This is a genomic window from Photobacterium aquae, from assembly GCF_001029445.1.
Lineage (GTDB): Bacteria > Pseudomonadota > Gammaproteobacteria > Enterobacterales > Vibrionaceae > Photobacterium > Photobacterium aquae.
On sequence record NZ_LDOT01000050.1, the window covers coordinates 22,324 to 42,814 of the forward strand.

Genomic DNA, 20,491 nt, shown 5'->3' on the forward strand with positions numbered 1-20,491 from the left:
TATTTACACCGCTAAATAGCGGCAACGCCGAAAGACCAGGCTCATTGTGCATAAATATACGGAGATTCCACATGACAGAAATGGTGTTCAAGCCGTGGGAAAAAGGGCTGACAAATATCCGTCTGGTACCCAAGCTGGTGCTGCTGATGGTATTCAGCACGGTGTTGCTGATCGGCAAGCAGCTTTGGGATGCCCATACATTTTACCAGTCCGTTGTCAGCATTTCGCAAGATAGAGCAAAAGAGCAGGCACTGTCTACAGCCGCTATGTTGAAGAAAGTACTGGCGACTGGCCCGCAAGGGGAGGCCTTGGCGGAATCTTTAATTCAGGCTCAGTCAGCGGCCATGTCGCAGGATGCTTTCCTCTATATTGTTGAGCGTGACTCTCAACAGGTGTTCGGCCATCCGTCAGGGCAGAGCTTGGCCGCTCTGGGCGCGAACGTTGATGGTGCGGGTACACAGGCATCGCTGTTTGCTGGGTTGACGGGGAACCGGGCGATGACGCTGGATAACCATCAACGATTCGAGTTCGCGGTGGCATTGCCAGAGCATAATTGGTTGGTGGTCGCTTCCCAGCCGGCCTCGGTAGCGGAAGCCTATTACCAGCAGTATTTGGTTCAGATTGCCTGGCAGACGGCGGCAATGATTGTAGCCTTCATGGTGATCTTGTTGGGGGGTTCGAGTGTGATGCTGCGCCAGACCCACTACCTGATGGCTAGCATCAAGCGCTTGGCCGAGCGTGATTTGTCCCAGCCGATCGTGATGCCCTGCAAAGATGAATACGGTGATCTGGCCCGTGAGTTGGAGACGACCCGGGTTCAGTTGCGCGAGGTGATTTGCAACCAACGCGAGGCGGCCGGCGAGTTGTCCGGTCTGGCCGAGGTGATGTCTATTAGTATGGTGGAAACCAAAGAGTCCGCCCAAGAGGAATTTGTTGAAATTGACCAGCTGGCATCGGCAATGAGCCAGATGAACTCGACGGTGCAGACGGTGGCTGGCCACGCCAGAGAGGCCTCGGTTGCAACCGCCGGGACCTCGGATCAGGCGCTGCAGGGACAGCAGTTCGTGTCGCAGACCATTTCCACCATCCAGTTGTTGTCGCAGGATATCACCCAGTCTGCCGGTGCGGTTAGCCAGGTGGAAGAGCGGGTTGAGCAAATTGGCAGTGTGATTGTCACCATACAGGGGATCTCTGAGCAGACTAATTTGCTGGCGCTCAATGCGGCGATCGAAGCGGCCCGTGCCGGCGAGGCCGGGCGTGGCTTTGCGGTAGTGGCTGATGAAGTTCGTAGCTTGGCTCAGCGAACCCAAACCGCAACGGTGGAGATCCAGCAGATGATCGCCTCGCTTCAGGGCAGCGCTCAGCAGGCTGTAGGCCTGATGGAACAGAGTGTGGTTGAGGCGGCAGAGAGTGTCGAGTTGGTGACCAATGCCGGTGGTGAGCTTGATAAGATTGTCGAGCAGGTTCAGCAGATCAATGACATGAATTTCCAAATCGCCTCGGCGGCCGAGCAGCAGAGCACCGTAGCCAGCGAGATGAGCCAGAACCTGACGAATGTGCGGGAGTTGGTTGAAGCCTCGGTGGTGGTGGTCAGTGAGTTGGCGGAAACGTCAGATACCATGCAGGACCATGCCTCGGAACTAGAGCGTAAGATCCAAGCCTTTCAGGTGTGAAAGGATCGCCGTGTGACACATACTTTTTATAGCTAAATCAACGCCCGCCTTATGCGGGCGTTGTGCTATCGTAAGGGCATATTCGACCGACGCGCCGACAGAGGAAAAGGAAGCATTATGAGCCCGCAAGATATTTTCAACGATGCCAAGGACAAAGCGTGGAACAAGCTGGCCTCGGCCCAGCCGGAGCGCCTTGCTCAGTGGCCCGAAGCCAAGGAGGCAGAGCTAAGGGCGGTGCTTGGCTACAGTGATTTTGTTGCCGCAGCATTGGTACGGGACGGTGAATTACTGCCGTGGCTGGCCCAGAATCTGGATGAACCATCACGCGAGGCGGGCTATCGCGATGAATTGGCGGCGTTGTTGGCCAAGGTCGGTGACGAGGCGGGCTTGATGCGGGTGCTGCGCCAGTTCAGGCGGCGCGAAATGGTTTGGATCGCCTGGCGGGACTTCACTCAGGCTGCCTCTCTTGATGTGGGGCTCGCGCATTTGTCGATGCTCGCCGAGGCGATCATCATGGAGGCCTACAACTGGCTCTATGCCAAATGCTGCGAGGAATGGGGGACGCCGACCAATCCGGAAGGCGAGCCCCAGCCGATGCTGATCCTCGGAATGGGCAAGCTGGGCGGCGGTGAGCTGAACTTCTCGTCTGATATCGATCTTATTTTTACCTACCCGGAAAATGGCGAGACGCTAGGTGGCCGACGAAGTTTGGCCAATGCCCAGTTTTTCACCCGTCTCGGCCAGCGCCTGATTAAGGCCTTGGATCAGCAGACGTATGATGGTTTCTGCTACCGGGTGGACATGCGGCTGCGCCCGTTCGGCGACAGCGGCCCCTTGGTGATGAGCTATGCGGCTTTGGAAGATTACTACCAAGAGCAGGGAAGGGACTGGGAACGCTATGCGATGATCAAGGCCCGGGTGATGGGGCGCGAAAGCTTTAGCCAATATCAAACCCTGCGCCAGATGCTGCGTCCGTTTGTTTTCCGTCGTTATATTGATTTTAGTGCCATCCAGTCTCTGCGGCGGATGAAAGCGATGATCAGCAGCGAGGTGCGCCGTCGAGGGCTGATCAACAATATCAAGTTGGGGCCTGGTGGGATCCGCGAGGTGGAGTTTATCGCCCAGTCGTTTCAGCTCATTCGGGGGGGGCGATCGCCTGATTTGCGTGGCCGCGGTTTGCTCGAAACGCTTGATGCGGTGCGTCAGCAGGGCTTATTACCCGAGCGACAGGTTGCTGATTTGGAACGGGGGTACCGTTTTCTGAGGCGGCTTGAGAACCTGCTTCAGGCGATTGACGACAAGCAGACCCAGACCTTGCCGGATAAACCGCTGGATCAGGTACGGCTTGCGATGGCGATGGGTTACGGTTCATGGTCTGAGCTGGAGCATGCAATTACCGATGCGATGACAGCGGTGCACCGGGTGTTCGATGAGATTGTCGGAACCGATGAGGAAGAGTTGCAGCATGATGTACCGGGCCAGTACCGCGAGTTATGGGAGATGGTCAAAAATCCCGATGTGGTGACGGCAATATTGACCGAGCTCGACGTGCCGGCCGTGGAGGGCCAAACTCGGATTCTGGGCAATATGAAAGCCGAGCTGTCAAAGCGTACCTTGGGCCCGCGCGGACGGGAAGTGCTTGCGAGGCTGATGCCTGCAGTTCTCGCCCTGGTGGTGCCTCGGGATGATGCAGAAGCCGTGCTTGACCGTATCAGCAAGCTGATTGTGCGGATCGCCACGCGTACCACATACCTTGAATTGCTCGGTGAGCACCCTGCTGCGTTGGAGCAGCTTATCCGCTTGTGTGCTGCCAGCCCGATGGTGGCGAACCAATTGGCCCAGTACCCGATCCTGCTTGATGAGCTGCTTGATCCTCAGCACCTTTACAACCCGACGCCGCTCAGTCAGTACGGTGACGAGCTGCGCGAGTACCTTGCCCGGATCCCCGAGGAGGACATGGAGCAGCAAATGGAGGCGATCCGCCAGTTCAAGCAGACCCAGCTTCTGAGGATTGCGGCGGCAGACATTGCTGGGGCATTGCCGTTGATGAAGGTGAGCGATCACCTGACCTATCTGGCTGAAGCCATCGTGGCGGCAGTGGTGAATCAGGCATGGATGCAAATGGTTGCCAAGTATGGCGAGCCATCCCATTTGGCCGGCCGTGACGGGCGGGGCTTCGCCGTCGTCGGTTATGGCAAGGTCGGGGGCTGGGAGCTTGGCTACGGCTCGGATTTGGATTTGGTCTTTATCCATGACTGCCCTGAGCATGTCTATACGAGCGGGCCAAAGGAGATTGACGGTCGCCAGTTCTACCTGCGGCTTGCCCAGCGGATTGTCCACCTGTTTTCGACCCGGACGGCCTCCGGTGTCTTGTATGAGGTGGATGTACGGCTGCGTCCTTCGGGGGCATCGGGCATGCTGGTCAGCACGATGACGGCGTTTGCCGAGTATCAGGAAAAAGAAGCCTGGACTTGGGAGCATCAGGCATTGGTTCGGGCGCGGATGATTTATGGTGATCCCCTGCTACAGCAGGCATTTGCCACTGTCCGCCAGCAGGTTTTGATGTTGCCGCGCGAAGAGCCGGAGTTACGTCGGCAGGTGGTTGATATGCGCCATAAGATGCGAGAGCACTTGGGGAGCCGCCGTGCCGGGTTCTTCGATCTCAAGCAGGACCACGGCGGGATCACGGATATTGAGTTTCTAGCCCAGTATCTGGTATTGCGTCATGCCGGTGTCGAGCCCGCCCTGACCCGCTGGTCTGATAATGTTCGCCTATTTGATACCATGGCGGAATATGACATCATGGCGGTGCAGGATGCGATGGCTCTGAAACAGGCTTATTGCCGCCTGCGTGATGAAATTCACCGTCTTAGCCTGCTCGGACTGCCCGCTCAGGCAGAGGATGGTACGTTTTCTGCCGAGCGGGATGCGGTCGTGCAGATTTGGACCCGCCTGCTGGCGGTTGACGCCAGCTGAAACACCTTGTGTGTAGGGTATATATATCGTTGAATTCCCCCAGGCTTGGGTGCATGGCAAATTGGCTTTGTGGTAAGATTTGGGGGTTATTACAATCCCGGAGAAAAAAATGAAACTGACCCTTCCTGATTATGATCAAGCAGGAGTACTGGTTGTTGGCGACGTAATGCTGGATCGCTACTGGTATGGGCCAACTAACCGTATCTCGCCAGAAGCACCTGTGCCGGTTGTAAAGGTTGATCAGGTTGAAGAGCGTCCTGGCGGCGCGGCCAACGTGGCGATGAACATTGCTGCGCTGGGCGGTCATGCCCGTCTGGTTGGCCTGACCGGGATTGATGAGCCTGCCAAGGCGCTGACCGAAAAGCTGAGCTCTTTGCAGGTACACTGTGATTTTGTATCACTGCCAAATTACCCGACTATCACAAAGCTACGCGTAATGAGCCGTGGCCAGCAGTTGATCCGCTTGGACTTCGAAGAAGGCTTCCATAATGTCAATGCGGATTTGATCCTGCCACGCGTCGAGCAGTCTCTGGCATCGGCCAAGGCGGTGATTCTATCGGATTACGCCAAGGGCGCACTTGAGCATGTTCAGGCGATGATTCAGCTAGCTCGTAAAGCTGGCGTGCCTGTGATGATCGACCCTAAAGGGGCGGATTTCGAGCGTTACCGTGGTGCGACCTTGTTGACCCCTAACCTGTCGGAATTCGAAACTGTAGTCGGTAAGACGACATCGGATGAGGATCTGGTTGCCAAGGGCCTGGGCCTGATCGAGAAATTCGATCTGGAAGCGCTGCTTGTGACCCGTAGCGAACACGGCATGACTCTACTGCAGAAAGGCCAGGAGCCTTTGCATATGCCGACTCAGGCCAAAGAGGTCTACGATGTGACCGGTGCTGGTGATACGGTTATTTCCGTATTGGCGGCATCGCTGGCGGCAGGCAAGTCGCTGTCAGACTCGTGCAAGCTTGCCAATGCGGCCGCTGGTGTGGTGGTTGGTAAGCTGGGTACATCGACGGTATCGACTATCGAGCTGACCGATGCGATCCACGGCAGTCAGGATAGCGGCTTTGGTGTCGTGGGCGAAAGCCAGCTGATTGCAGCGGTGAAGGCTGCCCGTGCTCGTGGCGAGAAAGTGGTTATGACTAATGGCTGTTTTGACATCCTGCATGCCGGCCATGTTGCCTACCTCAATGAAGCCGCCAAGCTAGGCGATCGTTTGATTGTCGCGGTTAATTCAGATAGTTCTGTGCAGGCGCTTAAGGGGCCTGGTCGTCCGGTTAACCCGGAAGATCGTCGCATGGCGGTATTGGCGGGTCTGGGTGCGGTTGACTGGGTAGTGCCGTTCACCGAGGAAACACCACAGCGCCTGATCAGTGAAGTATTGCCAACCCTTCTGGTTAAGGGCGGTGACTACAAGCCGGAAGAAATTGCCGGTGGCAAGGAAGTGATTGCCGCGGGCGGTGAGGTTCGCGTGCTTAACTTTGAAGATGGCTGTTCGACGACAGAAATCATCGAGGCTATCCGTGGCGGTCGTGGCTAACCGTCACTCACTAAGCGATAGCGTATAAAAAAAGCACCCTGACGGGTGCTTTTTTGTATCTGATATTTCTACCTAGGGGGAAGCCCCGCTTATTTCTTGGCGGTGATCAGACCGGCGTTGACATCCAGGATGTCTTGCTCGTTGAGGCTGCCGACAGCCTGCTTGAGCTGAAGCTGGCTGATGATGTAATCATAGCGGGCATTGGACAACTGGCGGTTTGCATCATACAGACGGCGGGTCGCATCCAGTACGTCAACAATGGTACGGGTACCCACATCGAAACCGGCCTCGGTTGCCTCAAGGGCTGACTGGGCAGATACCACAGATTGCTTGTAGGCGCGCAGGGCACCGATCGATGCATTGATGTTGTTGTAGAAGGCGCGGACATCTTTGACGACGCTACGGTACGACGCTTCCAGATCTTCGCTGGCTGCAACGTATGAGTACTGGGCCTGTTTCACTTCAGAGGTCGTACGGCCACCGGTGTAGACAGGCAGTGCCAAGTTGATACCTGCGTTGATGGTACCGTCGTCCAGGCTACCGTTGACATCACGGGTTTCGTCGTAGCTGTAACCGGCATTGAACGACAGGGTCGGCAGATGGCCGGATTCTGCTAGGGCGATACGGTCACGGGCGATATCCTGAGCGATGCGTGATGACAGCAGGCTCAAGTTTTCTTGTTCAGCACCGTTGACGAGATCCAGTACTTTGCCCTGTGGGGCGCTGGCAGCAAATCGCTGGGTATCAAGCACATTTAGGTTGGTGTGCTCTTGGCCGGTGATTTCACGTAGGCCTTCGTAGCTGTTAGTCAGGGCGTTTTCTGCCAGGATTTCATCTGCCAGTACGCTGTCGTACTGGGCCTGGGCATCGTGCACATCGGTGATGGCTGATAGGCCAACTTCGAAGCGCTGCTTGGTTTGTTCTAGCTGGCGGCCCACGGCGGCTTTCTCGGCACGGACAAACTCAAGATCATCCATTGCGCGCAAAACGGCAAAGTAGGCATCGGAAGTACGCAGGATCAGACCTTGCTGAGTGGCGGCATAGGCGGCATCACGTTGGCGGGCCTGCTTCTCGCTGATGTCTAGGCTAACCCAGCTTGCGCGGTTATAGATCTCTTGGCCAAGGCTGAGGCCTGCATTGAAACCGTCAGGATTATCCTTACCGTCTAGGAAGAAAGTGTTATAGCCTGCGGTGAGGTTAATTTGTGGTAGCAGGGCACTGCGTGAAGCGTTAATCGCCTCGAACGCGGTATCTTTATCGGCTGCTGCACGGAGCAACTGAGGATCATTCTGTTTGGCTTGTTGATAGATTTCGGCGAGATCATCAGCCAGTGCACTGTGGCTTAGACCGCCAAGCGCAAAGCTAACGAAGAGCGGAAGCAATTTTTTCATGGATGCCTTTCCTGGTCCTGACAAAAAATGAGCAAGGCTCCAGTTTATCGTATGAATCCTTGCTGGAAACTGATTAATTCGAAGTTTTACTTTAATTTACGTATTTTTCTTATTCTATTCGTGATTGTAATTTATTCATATTGAAATTTTGACTTAAATAATTTAACAAGAATTGTCACAATTGTTGAATTAAATCATTGTTAGTCAGCATCAGGCATGAAAAAATAGTCTGTTATGCTGCTTGCTGGCGAATTATTCGCTCAGTTATACCCAGATAAAGGAATAGGTAAGATGGTGAAAACATCAAAGACAGTTGGCCGTTGCGAGGAATTTACGGCGAACGATGTTGAAGTGCTTGGCAAGGCTCCGCTTTATCAAGGTTTTTTCAGTATGGTCAAATATCGTTTTCGTCATCGCCTGTTTGCTGGGGGATGGAGCGAGCCGGTCGACCGTGAAATGTTTGAACGCGGCCATGCGGCGGCTATGCTGCCTTATGATCCGGTTAGGGATTGCGTGGTGATGATCGAGCAGTTCCGGGTCGGCGCCTACGCGGCGGGTTGTGCACCGTGGCAGTTGGAGATTGTCGCGGGCATCATCGAGCCGGAAGAGGTATCGGAGGAGGTGGTTCGCCGCGAGGCGGTCGAAGAGGCCGGCTTGGAGGTTGGCGAGCTGCACAAGATCACCCGTTACCTGTCGAGCTCGGGCGGTTGCTCCGAGACACTGGACGTATTTGTCGGTATAGCCGACAGTCGCAAGGCCGATGGGATCCACGGCCTTCCTGAAGAAGGCGAGGACATTCGGGTTAGGGGGTTGTCGAGGGAGCAGGCTTACCAGTGGGTAGAATCTGGTAAAATTGAAAATGCAGCCTCGATCATTGCACTACAATGGTTGCAGTTGAACTACCGAAAGTTGCAAGAGGCAGCCCAAGACCTCCCATTGCCGTGAGGATACCGATTGAATAAAAAGTACACTGTTGATTTCGCTGGCATTATGCGGTTGTATGAAACCAACTATGCGAAGTTGCTTCCACTACTACCAAAAAGTGATCAGGTTGGTGATAAGTGCGTTTATGGTGTTGCAGATCAGGAATATAGCCTGACTGTCACCGAGTCAACCCGTTATACCACGGTGGTTGAGCTCTGCCTGCGAACGCAGGAGACGTTGCCCGATTACCTGATCCCGCGAATGTCAGTCCGTTTGTACCATGATGCCAGGGTCGCAGAAGTGTGTTCCGCCCAACAGACTTCTAGGTTGAAGCCAAGGTATGATTACCCCAATTTGCGGATGCACCAAAAAGACGAAAAACATCAGGTGAACCGTTTTCTCGGGGACTGGTTGGTATATTGTCTGAAAAATGGGATCAGCAGACAGTCGGTTTGTTAGTTATTGATACACAAGGTTTTAGACGTTTTGCAGAACTTTACTCTGCCCCAAGCGAACCCCGACAAGGTGGTTCTCCTCCAGATCACAGATACCCACCTCTTTGCCGATGAAAGCGGCAGCTTGCTGGGAGTCGCGACTAAAGACAGTTTTCATGCCGTGCTTGATGCGGTAGAGGCGTCTGCATGCCCGTTCGAGGCCATCGTGGCGACGGGGGATATCTCGCAAGATCATACGGAAGCGTCCTACCGTCGCTTTTGCGATGGGATTGCGCGTTGGAGCCAACCTTGTTTCTGGTTACCGGGCAATCACGATTATCAGCCTAGTATGCAGGCTATGTTGCCATCCCCGCAGATCAAACCTTGCCACCAGGTACTCGCTGGCGATCACTGGCAGGTGATCCTGCTCGACAGCCAAGTGAAAGGCGTGCCGCACGGCGAGCTGAACAGCGAACAGTTGGCGATGCTGGATTTGGCCTTGGCGGCTTATCCTGATAGGCACGCGCTGGTACTGCTGCATCACCACCCGCTACCGGCCGGGAGTACGTGGCTTGATCAGCACCAGCTTCATAATGCCGAGCGTTTTTGGCAGGTGGTTGAACGACACCCACAGGTCAATGCGGTTTTGTGCGGCCATATTCATCAAGCTCTTGACCGCCAGTACCGCGGCGTGAGGGTGTTGGCGACACCGTCGACCTGCATTCAATTCCAGCCTGACTCCCATGATTTTTCTTTAGATCACCAAAGCCCTGGTTGGCGGGTATTGGAGCTTTTGCCTGATGGCAGTATCCAAACTCAGGTGCACCGAGTGGAAGGCCATCAGTTTACTCCTCATTTCGACTCGGCGGGTTATTGAATGAAAAAGAAACCGTTACTACTTTATATTCATGGTTTTAATAGTTCCCCGCTATCGGTAAAGGCATCCTTGATGGCTGACTACTGTCGCCAGGAACGTCCTGATATCCGGGTGGAGATCCCGCAGATGCCCTGCTACCCGGCAGAGGCCCAGGCCTATATAGACGAACTTGTCGGTTCGTTGTCTGCCGAATACCAGATTGGGTTGGTAGGTAGCTCGTTGGGCGGGTATATCTCAACATGGCTTAACGACCGCTATGGCCTGCCTGCGGTGTTGGTTAACCCGGCGGTGAAGCCTTATGAGCTGCTGCAGGATTATCTCGGTGAGCAGGAAAACCCATATACCGGAGAGCGTTACCTGCTGGTACCCGAGCATATGAACGAGCTGCGTGAAATGGATGTTGCCCAGTTATCTTCCCCTGAGCTGCTGTGGTTGCTGCAACAAGAAGGGGATGAAATTCTCGATTATCGCCAGGCAGTGGAAAAATACGCGTATTGCCGCCAGACTGTAGAACCAGAGGGTGACCACAGTTTTGTCGGATTTGAACGCTACCCTGCGCAAATCATCACATTTCTTGGCTTGTAGAGCCGATTAACGCTTACGCCCGATTTACAATTGTGGGGCACTTCATCGACCCTAGCTTGACATCCTCGCTGGGGTTACTGACTATTGTGGCAAATTTCCGTAACTTTCCGTAATTATGACAGAGCAAAGCTATAACGCTGGAGCCATTGAGGTTCTGAACGGCCTTGAGCCTGTTCGCCGCCGTCCGGGTATGTATACCGATACGACCCGCCCTAACCACCTGGGCCAAGAAGTCATCGATAACAGTGTCGATGAGGCATTGGCTGGGCATGCCCGTAAAGTCGAAGTGATTCTGCATGCCGATCAGTCGCTGGAGGTTATCGATGATGGCCGTGGTATGCCGGTGGATATTCACCCTGAAGAAGGGGTATCCGGGGTTGAACTGATCCTGTGTAAGCTGCACGCAGGCGGTAAGTTTTCAGGTAAGAACTACCAATTTTCCGGTGGTCTGCACGGGGTAGGTATTTCAGTTGTGAATGCCTTGTCGACCCGTGTCGAGGTCACCGTCAAGCGTGATGGCCAGATTTATCAAATTGCCTTCGAAAATGGCGATAAGGTGTCTGAGCTGGAAGTGATCGGCACTTGTGGCCGCCGGGCGAAAGGGACCAGTGTCCATTTTTGGCCCGATACCAAGTATTTTGATAGCCCGAAATTTTCGGTGTCTCGCCTTAAGAATAACCTCAAGGCGAAAGCCGTGCTGTGTCCGGGTCTTGAGATTGTCTTTACCGACAAGAATACCGACGAGACACTGACCTGGTGCTACGAGGACGGCCTTAAAGACTATCTGCTAGAAGGCGTCAGAGGTTATACCCTACTGCCGGAAGAGCCGTTTACCGGTGCCTTCCACGGCCAGACCGAGGCGGCCGACTGGGCATTGTTGTGGTTGCCTGAGGGCGGGGAGCTGGTGGGCGAAAGCTATGTCAACTTGATCCCGACGGCTCAGGGCGGTACGCATGTTAATGGCCTGCGTCAGGGCCTGCTGGATGCGATGCGCGAATTTTGTGAATTCCGTAACTTGCTGCCGCGCGGCGTGAAGCTGACGGCTGATGATATCTGGGATCGCTGTGCCTACGTCCTGTCGGTGAAAATGCAGGATCCGCAGTTTGCCGGCCAGACCAAAGAGCGCCTGTCCTCACGTCAGTGTGCGGCGTTTGTCTCCGGGGTAGTGAAAGATGCCTTCAGCCTGTGGCTGAACGAGCGTCCGCAGCTTGCTGAGCAATTGGCCGAAGTCTGTATTGCCAACGCCCACCGCCGGATGCGCGCCAGCAAGAAAGTCGTGCGCAAGAAGATCGCCTCGGGTCCGGCCTTGCCGGGCAAGCTGGCCGACTGTTCGCAGCAGGATCTCAACCGTACCGAACTGTTCTTGGTAGAGGGTGATTCGGCAGGCGGTTCGGCCAAGCAGGCACGTGATCGTATGTTCCAAGCCATCATGCCGCTGCGCGGTAAGATCCTTAACACCTGGGAAGTCTCGGCCGATCAGGTACTGGCGTCGCAGGAGGTGCATGATATCTCGGTGGCATTGGGTATTGACCCTGACAGTGATGACCTGAGTGGCCTGCGCTACGGTAAGATCTGCGTCCTTGCGGATGCGGACTCGGATGGTCTGCATATTGCTACCTTGCTATGCGCATTGTTCGTGAAGCATTTCGAGTCGCTGGTGCGAGCCGGCCACGTCTATATCGCGATGCCGCCTTTGTACCGTATCGATTTGGGCAAAGAAGTGTATTACGCCCTGGATGACGCTGAGAAAGAGGGGATCCTCGAGCGCCTGAGCAGTAAGCGTGGCAAGGTCAACGTCCAGCGATTCAAAGGTCTGGGTGAGATGAACCCGATGCAGCTGCGCGAGACCACGATGGATCCGAACACCCGCCGCTTGGTGCAGTTGACGATCGACGATGATGCGCAGACCACCGAGATGATGGATATGCTGCTGGGTAAAAAGCGTGCGGAAGATCGCCGCCATTGGCTGCAGTCCAAAGGTGATATGGCTGAGGTGTAAACTCGGCTGTGCCAGTCGAGGCTGGCAGTAACGATGATTTGATAGGCCGGAGGCTGTAAATACGCGTCCGGCCGCAACAGTTTGAACGGAATACCCAACGATGACCGATGTCTCAATGGACGGCGTGGAACAGCTTCCGCTACGGAAGTTTACCGAAGACGCCTACCTCAATTATTCCATGTACGTGATCATGGACCGTGCCTTGCCGTTTATCGGTGACGGCCTCAAGCCGGTGCAGCGCCGTATTATCTACGCGATGTCCGAGCTTGGCCTGTCGGCAACTGCGAAATACAAAAAATCGGCCCGTACGGTCGGTGACGTACTGGGTAAGTACCACCCTCATGGCGATTCGGCCTGTTACGAAGCCATGGTGCTGATGGCCCAGCCATTTTCGTACCGCTACCCGCTAGTTGACGGCCAGGGTAACTGGGGTGCGCCGGATGATCCGAAATCGTTCGCCGCAATGCGTTATACCGAATCGCGCCTGTCTCGTTTCTCGGAAGTCCTGCTTAGCGAGTTAGGTCAGGGTACAGTTGATTGGGGGCAGAACTTCGACGGCACAATGAAAGAGCCGAAGATGCTGCCTGCACGTCTGCCGCATATCCTGCTTAACGGTGTTACCGGTATTGCTGTTGGTATGGCGACCGATATCCCGCCGCACAACGCGCGCGAGGTGGCAAATGCCGCTGTTCACTTGATCGATAATCCCAAGGCGGATTTGGATGAGGTGATGGGGTTTGTACAAGGGCCTGATTACCCGACAGAAGCTGAAATCATTACCTCTAAGGCTGATCTGAAGAAGGTCTACCGTACTGGCCGCGGCAGCATCAAGATGCGCGCGGTATGGCATAAGGAGAACGGCGACATCGTGATCACGGCGCTGCCGCATCAGGTCTCTGGCTCCAAGCTGCTCGAGCAAATTGCCGCGCAGATGCGGGCGAAGAAGTTGCCGATGGTCGAGGATTTGCGTGATGAGTCGGATCACGAGAACCCGACTCGCATCGTGATTGTGCCGCGCTCTAACCGTATCGATTGCGACCAGTTGATGAATCATCTGTTTGCCTCCACGGATCTGGAGAAGAGTTTCCGGGTTAACCTGAACATGCTGGGGCTTGATGGCCGTCCGGAAGTGAAGGGGCTGGTGGAAATCCTGAGCGAATGGCTTGTATTCCGCCGCGAGACCGTTCGCCGCCGTTTGCAGTACCGTCTTGACAAGGTTGTGGCCCGCCTGCATATCCTTGAGGGCTTGTTGGCCGCCTACCTCAATATCGACGAGGTGATTGAGATCATCCGCAGTGAGGATGACCCGAAGGCGGAATTGATGTCGCGCTTTGATCTGAGTGCGATTCAGGCCGATGCGATTTTGGAAATCAAGTTGCGCCAGTTGGCGAAGCTTGAGGAAATCAAAATCCGTGGCGAGCAGGACGAGTTGTCGAAGGAGCGTGATCAGCTTGAGAAGCTGCTGGGTTCCGAGCGCCGACTAAATACTTTGATCAAGAAAGAAATTCTGGCAGATGCCGAAACCTACGGCGATGCACGTCGCTCACCGTTGGTTGAGCGAGAGGAAGCCAAGGCGCTAACCGAGCGCGAGCTGATCCCGTCTGAGGCGATCACCGTGGTGCTGTCTGAGAAGGGCTGGATCCGCCATGCCAAAGGGCATGATGTTGACCCGAGCACGCTGAGCTACAAGTCGGGCGATGGCTACTTGTGCCATGCCCGAGGCAAGAGCAACCAGCCTGCGTTGTTCCTTGGATCCGATGGCCGCAGCTATGCATTGGAATCTCATTCGTTGCCATCGGCGCGCAGTCAGGGCGAGCCGATCACCGGCCGCTTGAATTTGACACCGGGCAGCCAGATGCGTCAGGTCATTATGGGCGAAGAGAGCCAGTTGTGGCTGATGAGCTCGGATGCGGGCTATGGCTTTATCTGCAAGTGTGCCGACATGGTCTCCAAGAACAAGAACGGTAAGGCACTGCTGACTCTGCCGGAAAGTTCCGAGGTGATGCCGCCGCAGTTGGTTGGGGATTTGGACAACGATGAAATCTTGGCCATTACCAATGAAGGCCGGATGTTGTTGTTCCCGATCAAGGAGCTGCCGCAGCTTGGCAAGGGTAAGGGTAATAAGATCATCAATATCCCTTCTGCGCGCTCCAAGGCTCGGGAGGAGTTCCTGTCACACTTGGTGGTCTTGCCGCAGGGCAGTCATATCACCTTGTATGCCGGCAAGCGCAAGCTAGGCCTCAAGCCGTCTGATCTGGATAACTTCCGTGGCGAGCGCGGCCGCCGTGGTGCGATGCTCCCTCGCGGGTTGCAGCGCGTTACCCGGATGGAGATTGACGCCCCGGAATCACAGGTAGAATCCGAGTAATCTCGCTCTGTTGATATTGGGCCCTCCATCAGGAGGGCTTTTTTATACCTATTGGCACAGTGGTCTAATTTCTCCACATAAAGGATGTTTTTTCCTGCGGCCTGAGTATACTAGCGAACGCTTGTACGCTGAGGAGAAGTCCATGATTTTTGTTTTGCGCATGATTGCTGTGGCGATCTTTGCCTTTGTCATGTTTGTGTTTGGTTGCGGTTACTGTTTGTTGAGCCCGCGCAACCCTAAGCATGTCCGTACATTTGGCCGCCTGTTCAGCAAGATGTCCCGGGTCTTTGGCATCAAGCTGGAAATCCGAGTACCGGAAGGGGCTGATCGGGCAGGGCCTAGCGTTTATATCGCTAACCACCAGAATAATTATGATTTGTTTACGGTTGCCGGTGCGGTTATGCCACGGACCGTGACGGTTGGTAAGAAAAGTCTAGTCTGGTTGCCGTTGTTTGGGCAGCTTTACTGGCTGACCGGTAATATCCTGATTGACCGCGCCAACCGCGCCAAGGCGGTCGGTACCATTGGTCAGGTTGTTGAGAAAATCAAGCAGCGCAAGGTATCGGTTTGGATGTTCCCTGAGGGGACCCGTTCCCGTGGCCGCGGGCTGTTGCCGTTCAAGACCGGAGCATTTCACGCGGCGATTGGCGCGGCAGTTCCTGTGGTGCCGATTGTGTGTAGCTCGACCGAGCATGTTAAACTTAACCGCTGGAATAACGGGGTGGTGATTGTCGAAATCTTGCCGCCAGTGTCGACCGAAGGATTGACCAAGGAAGATGTTCGCGAGCTTTCCGAACGCTGCCGTAGCATGATGGAGCAGAAGCTGAGCGACATCAACGCAGAGGCCGCCCGCCGCTCAGCAGCCTGAGCCCGTGCGATCCTACCGCCCAATAAGGACATGCTATGCGTGTCCTTTTGTTTATATGGTTATAACGTGATGATTGAAGAACAGGTTGTTTTAGTCTCGCCTGATGGACAGCCCATTGGTCTGCAGGAGAAGATGCAGGCGCATCGAGATGGCGCTCTTCATCTGGCATTTTCTGTGCTGTTGTACCGCCAAGGTGCCAATGGTCGAGAATACCTGATGCAGCAGCGTGCGTTGGGCAAATACCACAGCGGTGGGTTGTGGACCAACACCTGCTGCTCGCACCCTCGTCAGGGGGAGACAATAGTAGAAGCTGGGATCCGCCGTTTGCAAGAGGAGATGGGGATCTCGGGTGTTAGCGCATTGGAAGACGTTGCCAATTTCATTTACCGTGCGCAATTGGACAATGCGCTTGTCGAACATGAGCTTGATCATGTTCTGATTGCCTGTACCGACGAGCTGGCGTTCGAGCCGAATCCTGACGAAGTGATGGCATACCGCTGGTGGCCAGAGCTAGAGCTGGTTGAGGCGGTAGAGGTATCGCCAGAGCTGTTCACTGCTTGGTTCCCGCAGGTACTATCCCACGCCATCGCGGCCTGATGGGGTGTTTCGGCTATAAAGCTTCGGCTATAAAAAAGCTGCCATCAGGCAGCTTTTTTGTGTTTTAGGTGACAGCACCTTGAAGCAACAGCGCGATTATTTGCGAACTGCGATAGCTTCAATTTCAATTTTTACGTCTTTTGGCAGACGAGCCACTTCAACACATGAACGTGCTGGGTAAGGGGCGTTGTGCTCATCGAAGAACTTGCCGTATACCTCGTTGACAGTACCGAAATCATTGAGGTCCTTGACGAAAACAGTCATTTTCACGATGTCAGCCACTTTAAGACCTGAGGCCTCAACAACGGCTTTTACGTTTTCAAGTGATTGGCGAGCCTGATCGGCGATGTCTTCTGCTACTTCACCTGTTTGCGGGTTAACCGGGATCTGGCCTGAGGTTAGAACCATATTGCCTAGGTCTACACCTTGAACGTATGGGCCGATAGCTGCAGGTGCTTGATCAGTGTGAAGAACTTGAGTCATTGCTAATCCTTACTGTTGGATTGGGATGTTAGGAATGACTTAGTTTGCAACCCAATAGCGTCGGGGTCAAAAGGTTTCCGCCGCTGAGATGAAAAAGCCTTCATAGCAGGAATGAAGGCTGGCAAGGTAGAGCGGGTCTAGGCGGTGCTTATGCGGGTACGCCGAGCCGGGTTCTTACCACTTTCTCACATTCATCAATCCGCGAGATATCACGCGGTGCAACCATCACGGTGTCGTTGCCACCCACTGTGCCGAGAATTTCAGCGTGTGGCTGGATATCGATAAGCCGGGCGACCAGTTGGGCCCCGCCGGGATGGGTTTTGACGACCACGACCAATTGGTTGTGGGTGATAAACTCGATTTGTGACGCAATGGATGAACTGACCTGTACCGGTTCGTTTTCTACAGTTAGGCAGTAGACTTTTTTACCGTAGGCATTGGGTACTTTGGCTACGCCTAGTCGGGATAGCAGCCGGGAAACCGTTGACTGGCTGACATCCTCAAATCCCATTTCAATTAGGCTATGACGGACTTCTTCCTGGGTGGAGAAGCTTTGTTGTTGCAACAGGCGCTTGCAGGCCGTTGTCATGCTTTCTTCAGGGCAGACATCCATCGCTCCGTGCATATTGAATCCACTCACGGGCAACTCCTTGTTGTTTCATTGGTATAGATCGTATCTTCTTATTGCCAGCTGGCCTTCAGTGTAGAAGGTTTGCATGAAGACAAAAAAAGGGCACAGCTGGGATATGTCACAGGACATAATAGTTTTGTTGCATAATATTGCAGGGGAATCATAGCAACAAAACCGAGGCAATTTGTTGACCGCAGTCACCAAAACAATACGCCATACATTTCGAGTCTCTGTCGAATTAAATTCTGTTGATAAAGCCTAAAAATAGTGAATTAGTTGATATCTTCCGGGTTCTGGGCAGCCAGCTCCATTGACCCATCGTGATCGCTTGCTGACGGTATATGCATATTTGCAGAACGACGGTTTTCGCTTTGGGATGCTTGTTGGTCTCGTCGGTTGAGGTGGGTGACATAGTCTGAAACTTGGATTTCATTGAGTGCATTGCTGCCGGAGCGGGGGGAGAACCCGAGCGCCTTGAGCCAGTCGAAAATAATGGTTGCCGGCACAAACTGGCTGTAGCGTGCCGCGGGAAGTAGGTTGTCGAGTTCTTCGGGGTTGTCGACAATCGCAACGGTGATTCCGGCGATTTCCCCGGCGGGGTTGAAAACCGGCCCCCCGCTCATGCCTGACATAACAGGGGCGTCACTGAGTGAGTAGAGGCAATCGGTATTGGTGTCGATGACATCTTGCAGGTACTTTCCTTTCCCTTCGACGGCGGTGCCGAGTAGGGAATAGCCTTGGTGGGTAACGGCCTGATCGGGATAGATGAGCCCCCAGGATGGCACAGTATCGGAGTGCCGCCTTACTAGTGATAAATCGCAGTAGGGATGGTGAATGACGTCCATATCCCATGACAGCCGGGCGACGTGCTTGGCGGTGATGATGTAGTCATGGCTGATGGGAACGCCGGAGCCGAATCCACCGAGTAGGATCGGCACACCGATCACGAGCATTTTGTTCGCTTGATGATGGCTTGCTGTATCGATGTTGCCGTTGCTGGTTACGCAGCCGCTTACTGCGAGGCTGCTTGCTGCCATGAGCAGAGCGGGGAGGATATGCCGAGAAACGGCATTGCCGCTTGTTGGGGTATCTTTCATGCTACTGACCTTGTTGTCGATTGTTGGTGCTGTGGCCGGCTGTTTCTGGCGTCAGCACACTAGTTAGACTGTAAAAGGTAGCGGGTGGGGAAAGGGCAAGGCTGCGTTAGATGTGAGAATAAAAAAGCCCGCTCAAGGGTGAGCGGGCTTTCTTAGTCATGGGGCAGAAAATGTCTTTAGTGAGACAGGTTTAGCTGTTTATCCCCCTATAAAGGTGAGCGTATTTTTGGTCACCTGTGCCGTGATATTAGTTGTTCTCGGTGACAATTTCGCGCGAGAAAACCTTTTCGCAGTACTTGCATTTCAGTTGAACGTCATCGTTTTTAGTCAGCACTTTGAAGCTGCTGTCGACGGGCTCGCCGTGGCTAATGCAGTTGCTGTTCGGGCATTTGAAGATGGCATTAATCTGCTCTGGCAGAGACAGATTCATCTTTCCTGCAACTTCGTAGTTTTCGATCTGATTGACGGTGGCCTTTGGTGCGTAGAGGGCCAGCTGATTCGCCTGCTCGGTAGTCAGGAAGGTGTTCTCGATTTTGATCAGATCCTTGGCGCCCAGTGCAGAAGACGGCAGGTTCAGGCCGATGGTGACGCGCTGGTTGGTCTTGTGCATCTTGAACAGTTTCAGCACTTTGATACCGATATTGGCAGGGATGTGGTCAATGACGGTACCGTTTTTGATTGCTTCGACCTGCAGTTGTGTTTCTTTTGCCATTGTTGTTTCTCCTGCTTAGATAGTTTCGTTCAGTACCAGTGCCAATAGGGCCTCGCGTGCATAGACGCCGTTTTCTGCCTGCTGGAAGTAGTAGGCGTGCTTGGTTTTGTCTACATCTACGGTGATTTCGTCAATACGAGGAAGAGGGTGAAGAACCTTCAGGTTGTCACGGGCTTCGGTCAGCATCGCGGCAGTCAGGATGTACGCGGCTTTCATGTGGGCGTATTCAGACTCATCGAAACGTTCTTTCTGGACCCGCGTCATGTAGAGGATATCCAGCTCAGGGATCACGTCTTCCATGTTGCTGTGCAGGCTGTAGCTGATCCCGGCTGCATCGAGTTCTTCGCAGATGTAGTCTGGCATGGCCAGAACTTCAGGTGCGATGAAGAAGAAATTGATGTTGTTGAATTTCGACAGAGCCTGGGTCAACGAGTGGACGGTACGGCCGTATTTCAGGTCGCCGACGAAGGCAACGTTGAGGTTGTCGAGGCGGCCTTGGGTTTCGTAGATGGTAAAGAGATCCAGCAGGGTTTGGGTTGGATGCTGGTTGGCTCCGTCGCCACCGTTGATGACTGGCACGCCGTTGGAGAACTCTGCTGCTAGGCGTGCTGCACCTTCTTGCGGGTGGCGCATGACGAATGCATCGACATAGGAAGAGATGACCTGAACCGAGTCGGCAAGTGTTTCGCCTTTTTTGGCCAGTGATGTATTTCCGCCGTTGTCGAAGCCGATTACAGTGCCGCCAAGGCGTTGAACTGCCGTTTCGAACGACAGGCGGGTACGGGTGGATGGTTCGAAGAAGCAGCTTGCAACAACCTTGTTCTTCAGCAACTCTGGATTCGGCTCGGCCTTGAGTTTACCTGCCGTCTCGACAACGAGTTCTAATTCACTACGACTCAGTTCCGGAATGGAAATGATGTGCTTTTGAAACAGCGAATTCGCCATGGCTTCTCTTCCCTCTTTGATCACGATGATGAACGTTTTTTGCCTGCCGTCAGTGTGTGACAGACAAAAAAAAGCCCCCTTAAAAAAGGAGGCTTCTTGGATACTTAACAGAAAGAACAAAAAACGGTGCTGCCGCCGAGAATCGGCGTGAGTTCAAGCAGGTAAGCAGAACTAAACAGGACATTTTTTATCTCTCTCTAGACAAATTGCGAAGGATTATACCCCCATTTTTCGTGAACGCAAGCGTTTGCCTAAAGTATTCATTTGTTGGGATTTTATGCAAAACAAAGGGATATTCTGGGAGGTGAAAACGGGGGCTTAACCCTTTAATTAATAGGATTTTTGCTGGGGAGCGCGGGGGGAGGTTGGACTCTTTTTGTAGGCATAAAAA

17 protein-coding genes are annotated in these 20,491 nt (G+C 54.0%); 11 read left to right on the forward strand and 6 right to left on the reverse strand.

The window, feature by feature from the left end; translation table 11 throughout:
- The first annotated feature begins 71 nt into the window (after window positions 1-71).
- The 3 genes from ABT56_RS21635 to hldE all read left to right on the forward strand — a co-directional run bounded on the left by ABT56_RS21635 (window position 72) and on the right by hldE (window position 6,189).
- A complete protein-coding gene (locus ABT56_RS21635; protein WP_047881002.1) occupies window positions 72-1,673 on the forward strand; it encodes a methyl-accepting chemotaxis protein in 1,602 nt (533 codons plus the stop codon).
- A gap of 117 nt (window positions 1,674-1,790) precedes the next feature.
- On the forward strand, window positions 1,791-4,649 hold the full coding sequence (glnE, locus tag ABT56_RS21640; RefSeq protein ID WP_047881003.1) for a bifunctional [glutamate--ammonia ligase]-adenylyl-L-tyrosine phosphorylase/[glutamate--ammonia-ligase] adenylyltransferase: 2,859 nt from the start codon (window positions 1,791-1,793) through the stop codon (window positions 4,647-4,649).
- 109 nt (window positions 4,650-4,758) lie between these two features.
- Window positions 4,759-6,189, forward strand: coding sequence for a bifunctional D-glycero-beta-D-manno-heptose-7-phosphate kinase/D-glycero-beta-D-manno-heptose 1-phosphate adenylyltransferase HldE (hldE, locus tag ABT56_RS21645; protein WP_047881004.1), 1,431 nt, complete (start codon window positions 4,759-4,761; stop codon window positions 6,187-6,189).
- Window positions 6,190-6,278: 89 nt separating this feature from the next.
- Here the strand turns inward: hldE and tolC are convergent, their stop codons facing one another.
- Window positions 6,279-7,580, reverse strand: a complete 1,302-nt coding sequence (gene tolC / locus ABT56_RS21650) for an outer membrane channel protein TolC (protein WP_047881005.1) — start codon at window positions 7,578-7,580, stop codon at window positions 6,279-6,281.
- 291 nt (window positions 7,581-7,871) lie between these two features.
- Here tolC and nudF point away from each other — a divergent pair, with 291 nt between their 5' ends.
- The 8 genes from nudF (at window position 7,872) to idi (ending at window position 16,232) form a co-directional block, all read left to right on the forward strand.
- The gene (gene nudF / locus ABT56_RS21655) at window positions 7,872-8,525 is read left to right on the forward strand and encodes an ADP-ribose diphosphatase (protein ID WP_047881006.1); all 654 of its coding nucleotides are present in this window, start codon (window positions 7,872-7,874) and stop codon (window positions 8,523-8,525) included.
- A 9-nt stretch (window positions 8,526-8,534) separates the two neighbouring features.
- Window positions 8,535-8,963 (forward strand): DUF1249 family protein, encoded by a 429-nt coding sequence (locus ABT56_RS21660; protein WP_084722460.1) that lies wholly within the window; start codon window positions 8,535-8,537, stop codon window positions 8,961-8,963.
- Window positions 8,964-8,990: 27 nt separating this feature from the next.
- Window positions 8,991-9,815: a 3',5'-cyclic-AMP phosphodiesterase gene (gene cpdA, locus ABT56_RS21665; RefSeq protein ID WP_047881008.1), complete on the forward strand. Its 825-nt coding sequence runs from the start codon at window positions 8,991-8,993 to the stop codon at window positions 9,813-9,815.
- Window positions 9,816-10,400 (forward strand): esterase YqiA, encoded by a 585-nt coding sequence (gene yqiA, locus ABT56_RS21670; RefSeq protein WP_047881009.1) that lies wholly within the window; start codon window positions 9,816-9,818, stop codon window positions 10,398-10,400. It abuts the gene before it with no gap.
- Window positions 10,401-10,515: 115 nt separating this feature from the next.
- Window positions 10,516-12,399, forward strand: coding sequence for a DNA topoisomerase IV subunit B (parE, locus tag ABT56_RS21675; RefSeq protein WP_047881010.1), 1,884 nt, complete (start codon window positions 10,516-10,518; stop codon window positions 12,397-12,399).
- 100 nt (window positions 12,400-12,499) lie between these two features.
- Window positions 12,500-14,767, forward strand: coding sequence for a DNA topoisomerase IV subunit A (gene parC, locus ABT56_RS21680; protein WP_047881011.1), 2,268 nt, complete (start codon window positions 12,500-12,502; stop codon window positions 14,765-14,767).
- A 142-nt stretch (window positions 14,768-14,909) separates the two neighbouring features.
- A complete protein-coding gene (locus tag ABT56_RS21685; RefSeq protein ID WP_047881012.1) occupies window positions 14,910-15,635 on the forward strand; it encodes a 1-acylglycerol-3-phosphate O-acyltransferase in 726 nt (241 codons plus the stop codon).
- 69 nt (window positions 15,636-15,704) lie between these two features.
- Window positions 15,705-16,232: an isopentenyl-diphosphate Delta-isomerase gene (gene idi, locus ABT56_RS21690; RefSeq protein ID WP_047881013.1), complete on the forward strand. Its 528-nt coding sequence runs from the start codon at window positions 15,705-15,707 to the stop codon at window positions 16,230-16,232.
- A gap of 96 nt (window positions 16,233-16,328) precedes the next feature.
- Here the strand turns inward: idi and ABT56_RS21695 are convergent, their stop codons facing one another.
- The 5 genes from ABT56_RS21695 to pyrB form a co-directional block, all read right to left on the reverse strand.
- Window positions 16,329-16,715, reverse strand: a complete 387-nt coding sequence (locus ABT56_RS21695) for an enamine/imine deaminase (RefSeq protein ID WP_047881014.1) — start codon at window positions 16,713-16,715, stop codon at window positions 16,329-16,331.
- Window positions 16,716-16,863: 148 nt separating this feature from the next.
- On the reverse strand, window positions 16,864-17,340 hold the full coding sequence (locus ABT56_RS21700; protein WP_047881015.1) for an arginine repressor: 477 nt from the start codon (window positions 17,338-17,340) through the stop codon (window positions 16,864-16,866).
- A 278-nt stretch (window positions 17,341-17,618) separates the two neighbouring features.
- Window positions 17,619-18,443: a serine protease family protein gene (locus ABT56_RS21705; protein ID WP_053062598.1), complete on the reverse strand. Its 825-nt coding sequence runs from the start codon at window positions 18,441-18,443 to the stop codon at window positions 17,619-17,621.
- A gap of 247 nt (window positions 18,444-18,690) precedes the next feature.
- Window positions 18,691-19,155: an aspartate carbamoyltransferase regulatory subunit gene (gene pyrI, locus ABT56_RS21710; protein ID WP_047881016.1), complete on the reverse strand. Its 465-nt coding sequence runs from the start codon at window positions 19,153-19,155 to the stop codon at window positions 18,691-18,693.
- 15 nt (window positions 19,156-19,170) lie between these two features.
- A complete protein-coding gene (gene pyrB / locus ABT56_RS21715; protein WP_047881017.1) occupies window positions 19,171-20,100 on the reverse strand; it encodes an aspartate carbamoyltransferase in 930 nt (309 codons plus the stop codon).
- Window positions 20,101-20,491 lie beyond the last annotated feature (391 nt).

What these genes read in the sequence shown, in the direction of transcription:
- tolC (WP_047881005.1), bottom strand. Translation starts at nt 7,580, where the DNA reads ATGAAAAAATTGCTTCCGCTCTTCGTTAGCTTTGCGCTTGGCGGTCTA.
- yqiA (WP_047881009.1), top strand. Translation starts at nt 9,816, where the DNA reads ATGAAAAAGAAACCGTTACTACTTTATATTCATGGTTTTAATAGTTCC.
- ABT56_RS21685 (WP_047881012.1), top strand. Translation starts at nt 14,910, where the DNA reads ATGATTTTTGTTTTGCGCATGATTGCTGTGGCGATCTTTGCCTTTGTC.
- idi (WP_047881013.1), top strand. Translation starts at nt 15,705, where the DNA reads ATGATTGAAGAACAGGTTGTTTTAGTCTCGCCTGATGGACAGCCCATT.
- ABT56_RS21700 (WP_047881015.1), bottom strand. Translation starts at nt 17,340, where the DNA reads ATGCACGGAGCGATGGATGTCTGCCCTGAAGAAAGCATGACAACGGCC.
- hldE (WP_047881004.1), top strand. Translation starts at nt 4,759, where the DNA reads ATGAAACTGACCCTTCCTGATTATGATCAAGCAGGAGTACTGGTTGTT.
- ABT56_RS21705 (WP_053062598.1), bottom strand. Translation starts at nt 18,443, where the DNA reads ATGAAAGATACCCCAACAAGCGGCAATGCCGTTTCTCGGCATATCCTC.
- nudF (WP_047881006.1), top strand. Translation starts at nt 7,872, where the DNA reads ATGGTGAAAACATCAAAGACAGTTGGCCGTTGCGAGGAATTTACGGCG.
- parE (WP_047881010.1), top strand. Translation starts at nt 10,516, where the DNA reads ATGACAGAGCAAAGCTATAACGCTGGAGCCATTGAGGTTCTGAACGGC.
- parC (WP_047881011.1), top strand. Translation starts at nt 12,500, where the DNA reads ATGACCGATGTCTCAATGGACGGCGTGGAACAGCTTCCGCTACGGAAG.
- pyrI (WP_047881016.1), bottom strand. Translation starts at nt 19,155, where the DNA reads ATGGCAAAAGAAACACAACTGCAGGTCGAAGCAATCAAAAACGGTACC.
- glnE (WP_047881003.1), top strand. Translation starts at nt 1,791, where the DNA reads ATGAGCCCGCAAGATATTTTCAACGATGCCAAGGACAAAGCGTGGAAC.
- ABT56_RS21635 (WP_047881002.1), top strand. Translation starts at nt 72, where the DNA reads ATGACAGAAATGGTGTTCAAGCCGTGGGAAAAAGGGCTGACAAATATC.
- pyrB (WP_047881017.1), bottom strand. Translation starts at nt 20,100, where the DNA reads ATGGCGAATTCGCTGTTTCAAAAGCACATCATTTCCATTCCGGAACTG.
- ABT56_RS21695 (WP_047881014.1), bottom strand. Translation starts at nt 16,715, where the DNA reads ATGACTCAAGTTCTTCACACTGATCAAGCACCTGCAGCTATCGGCCCA.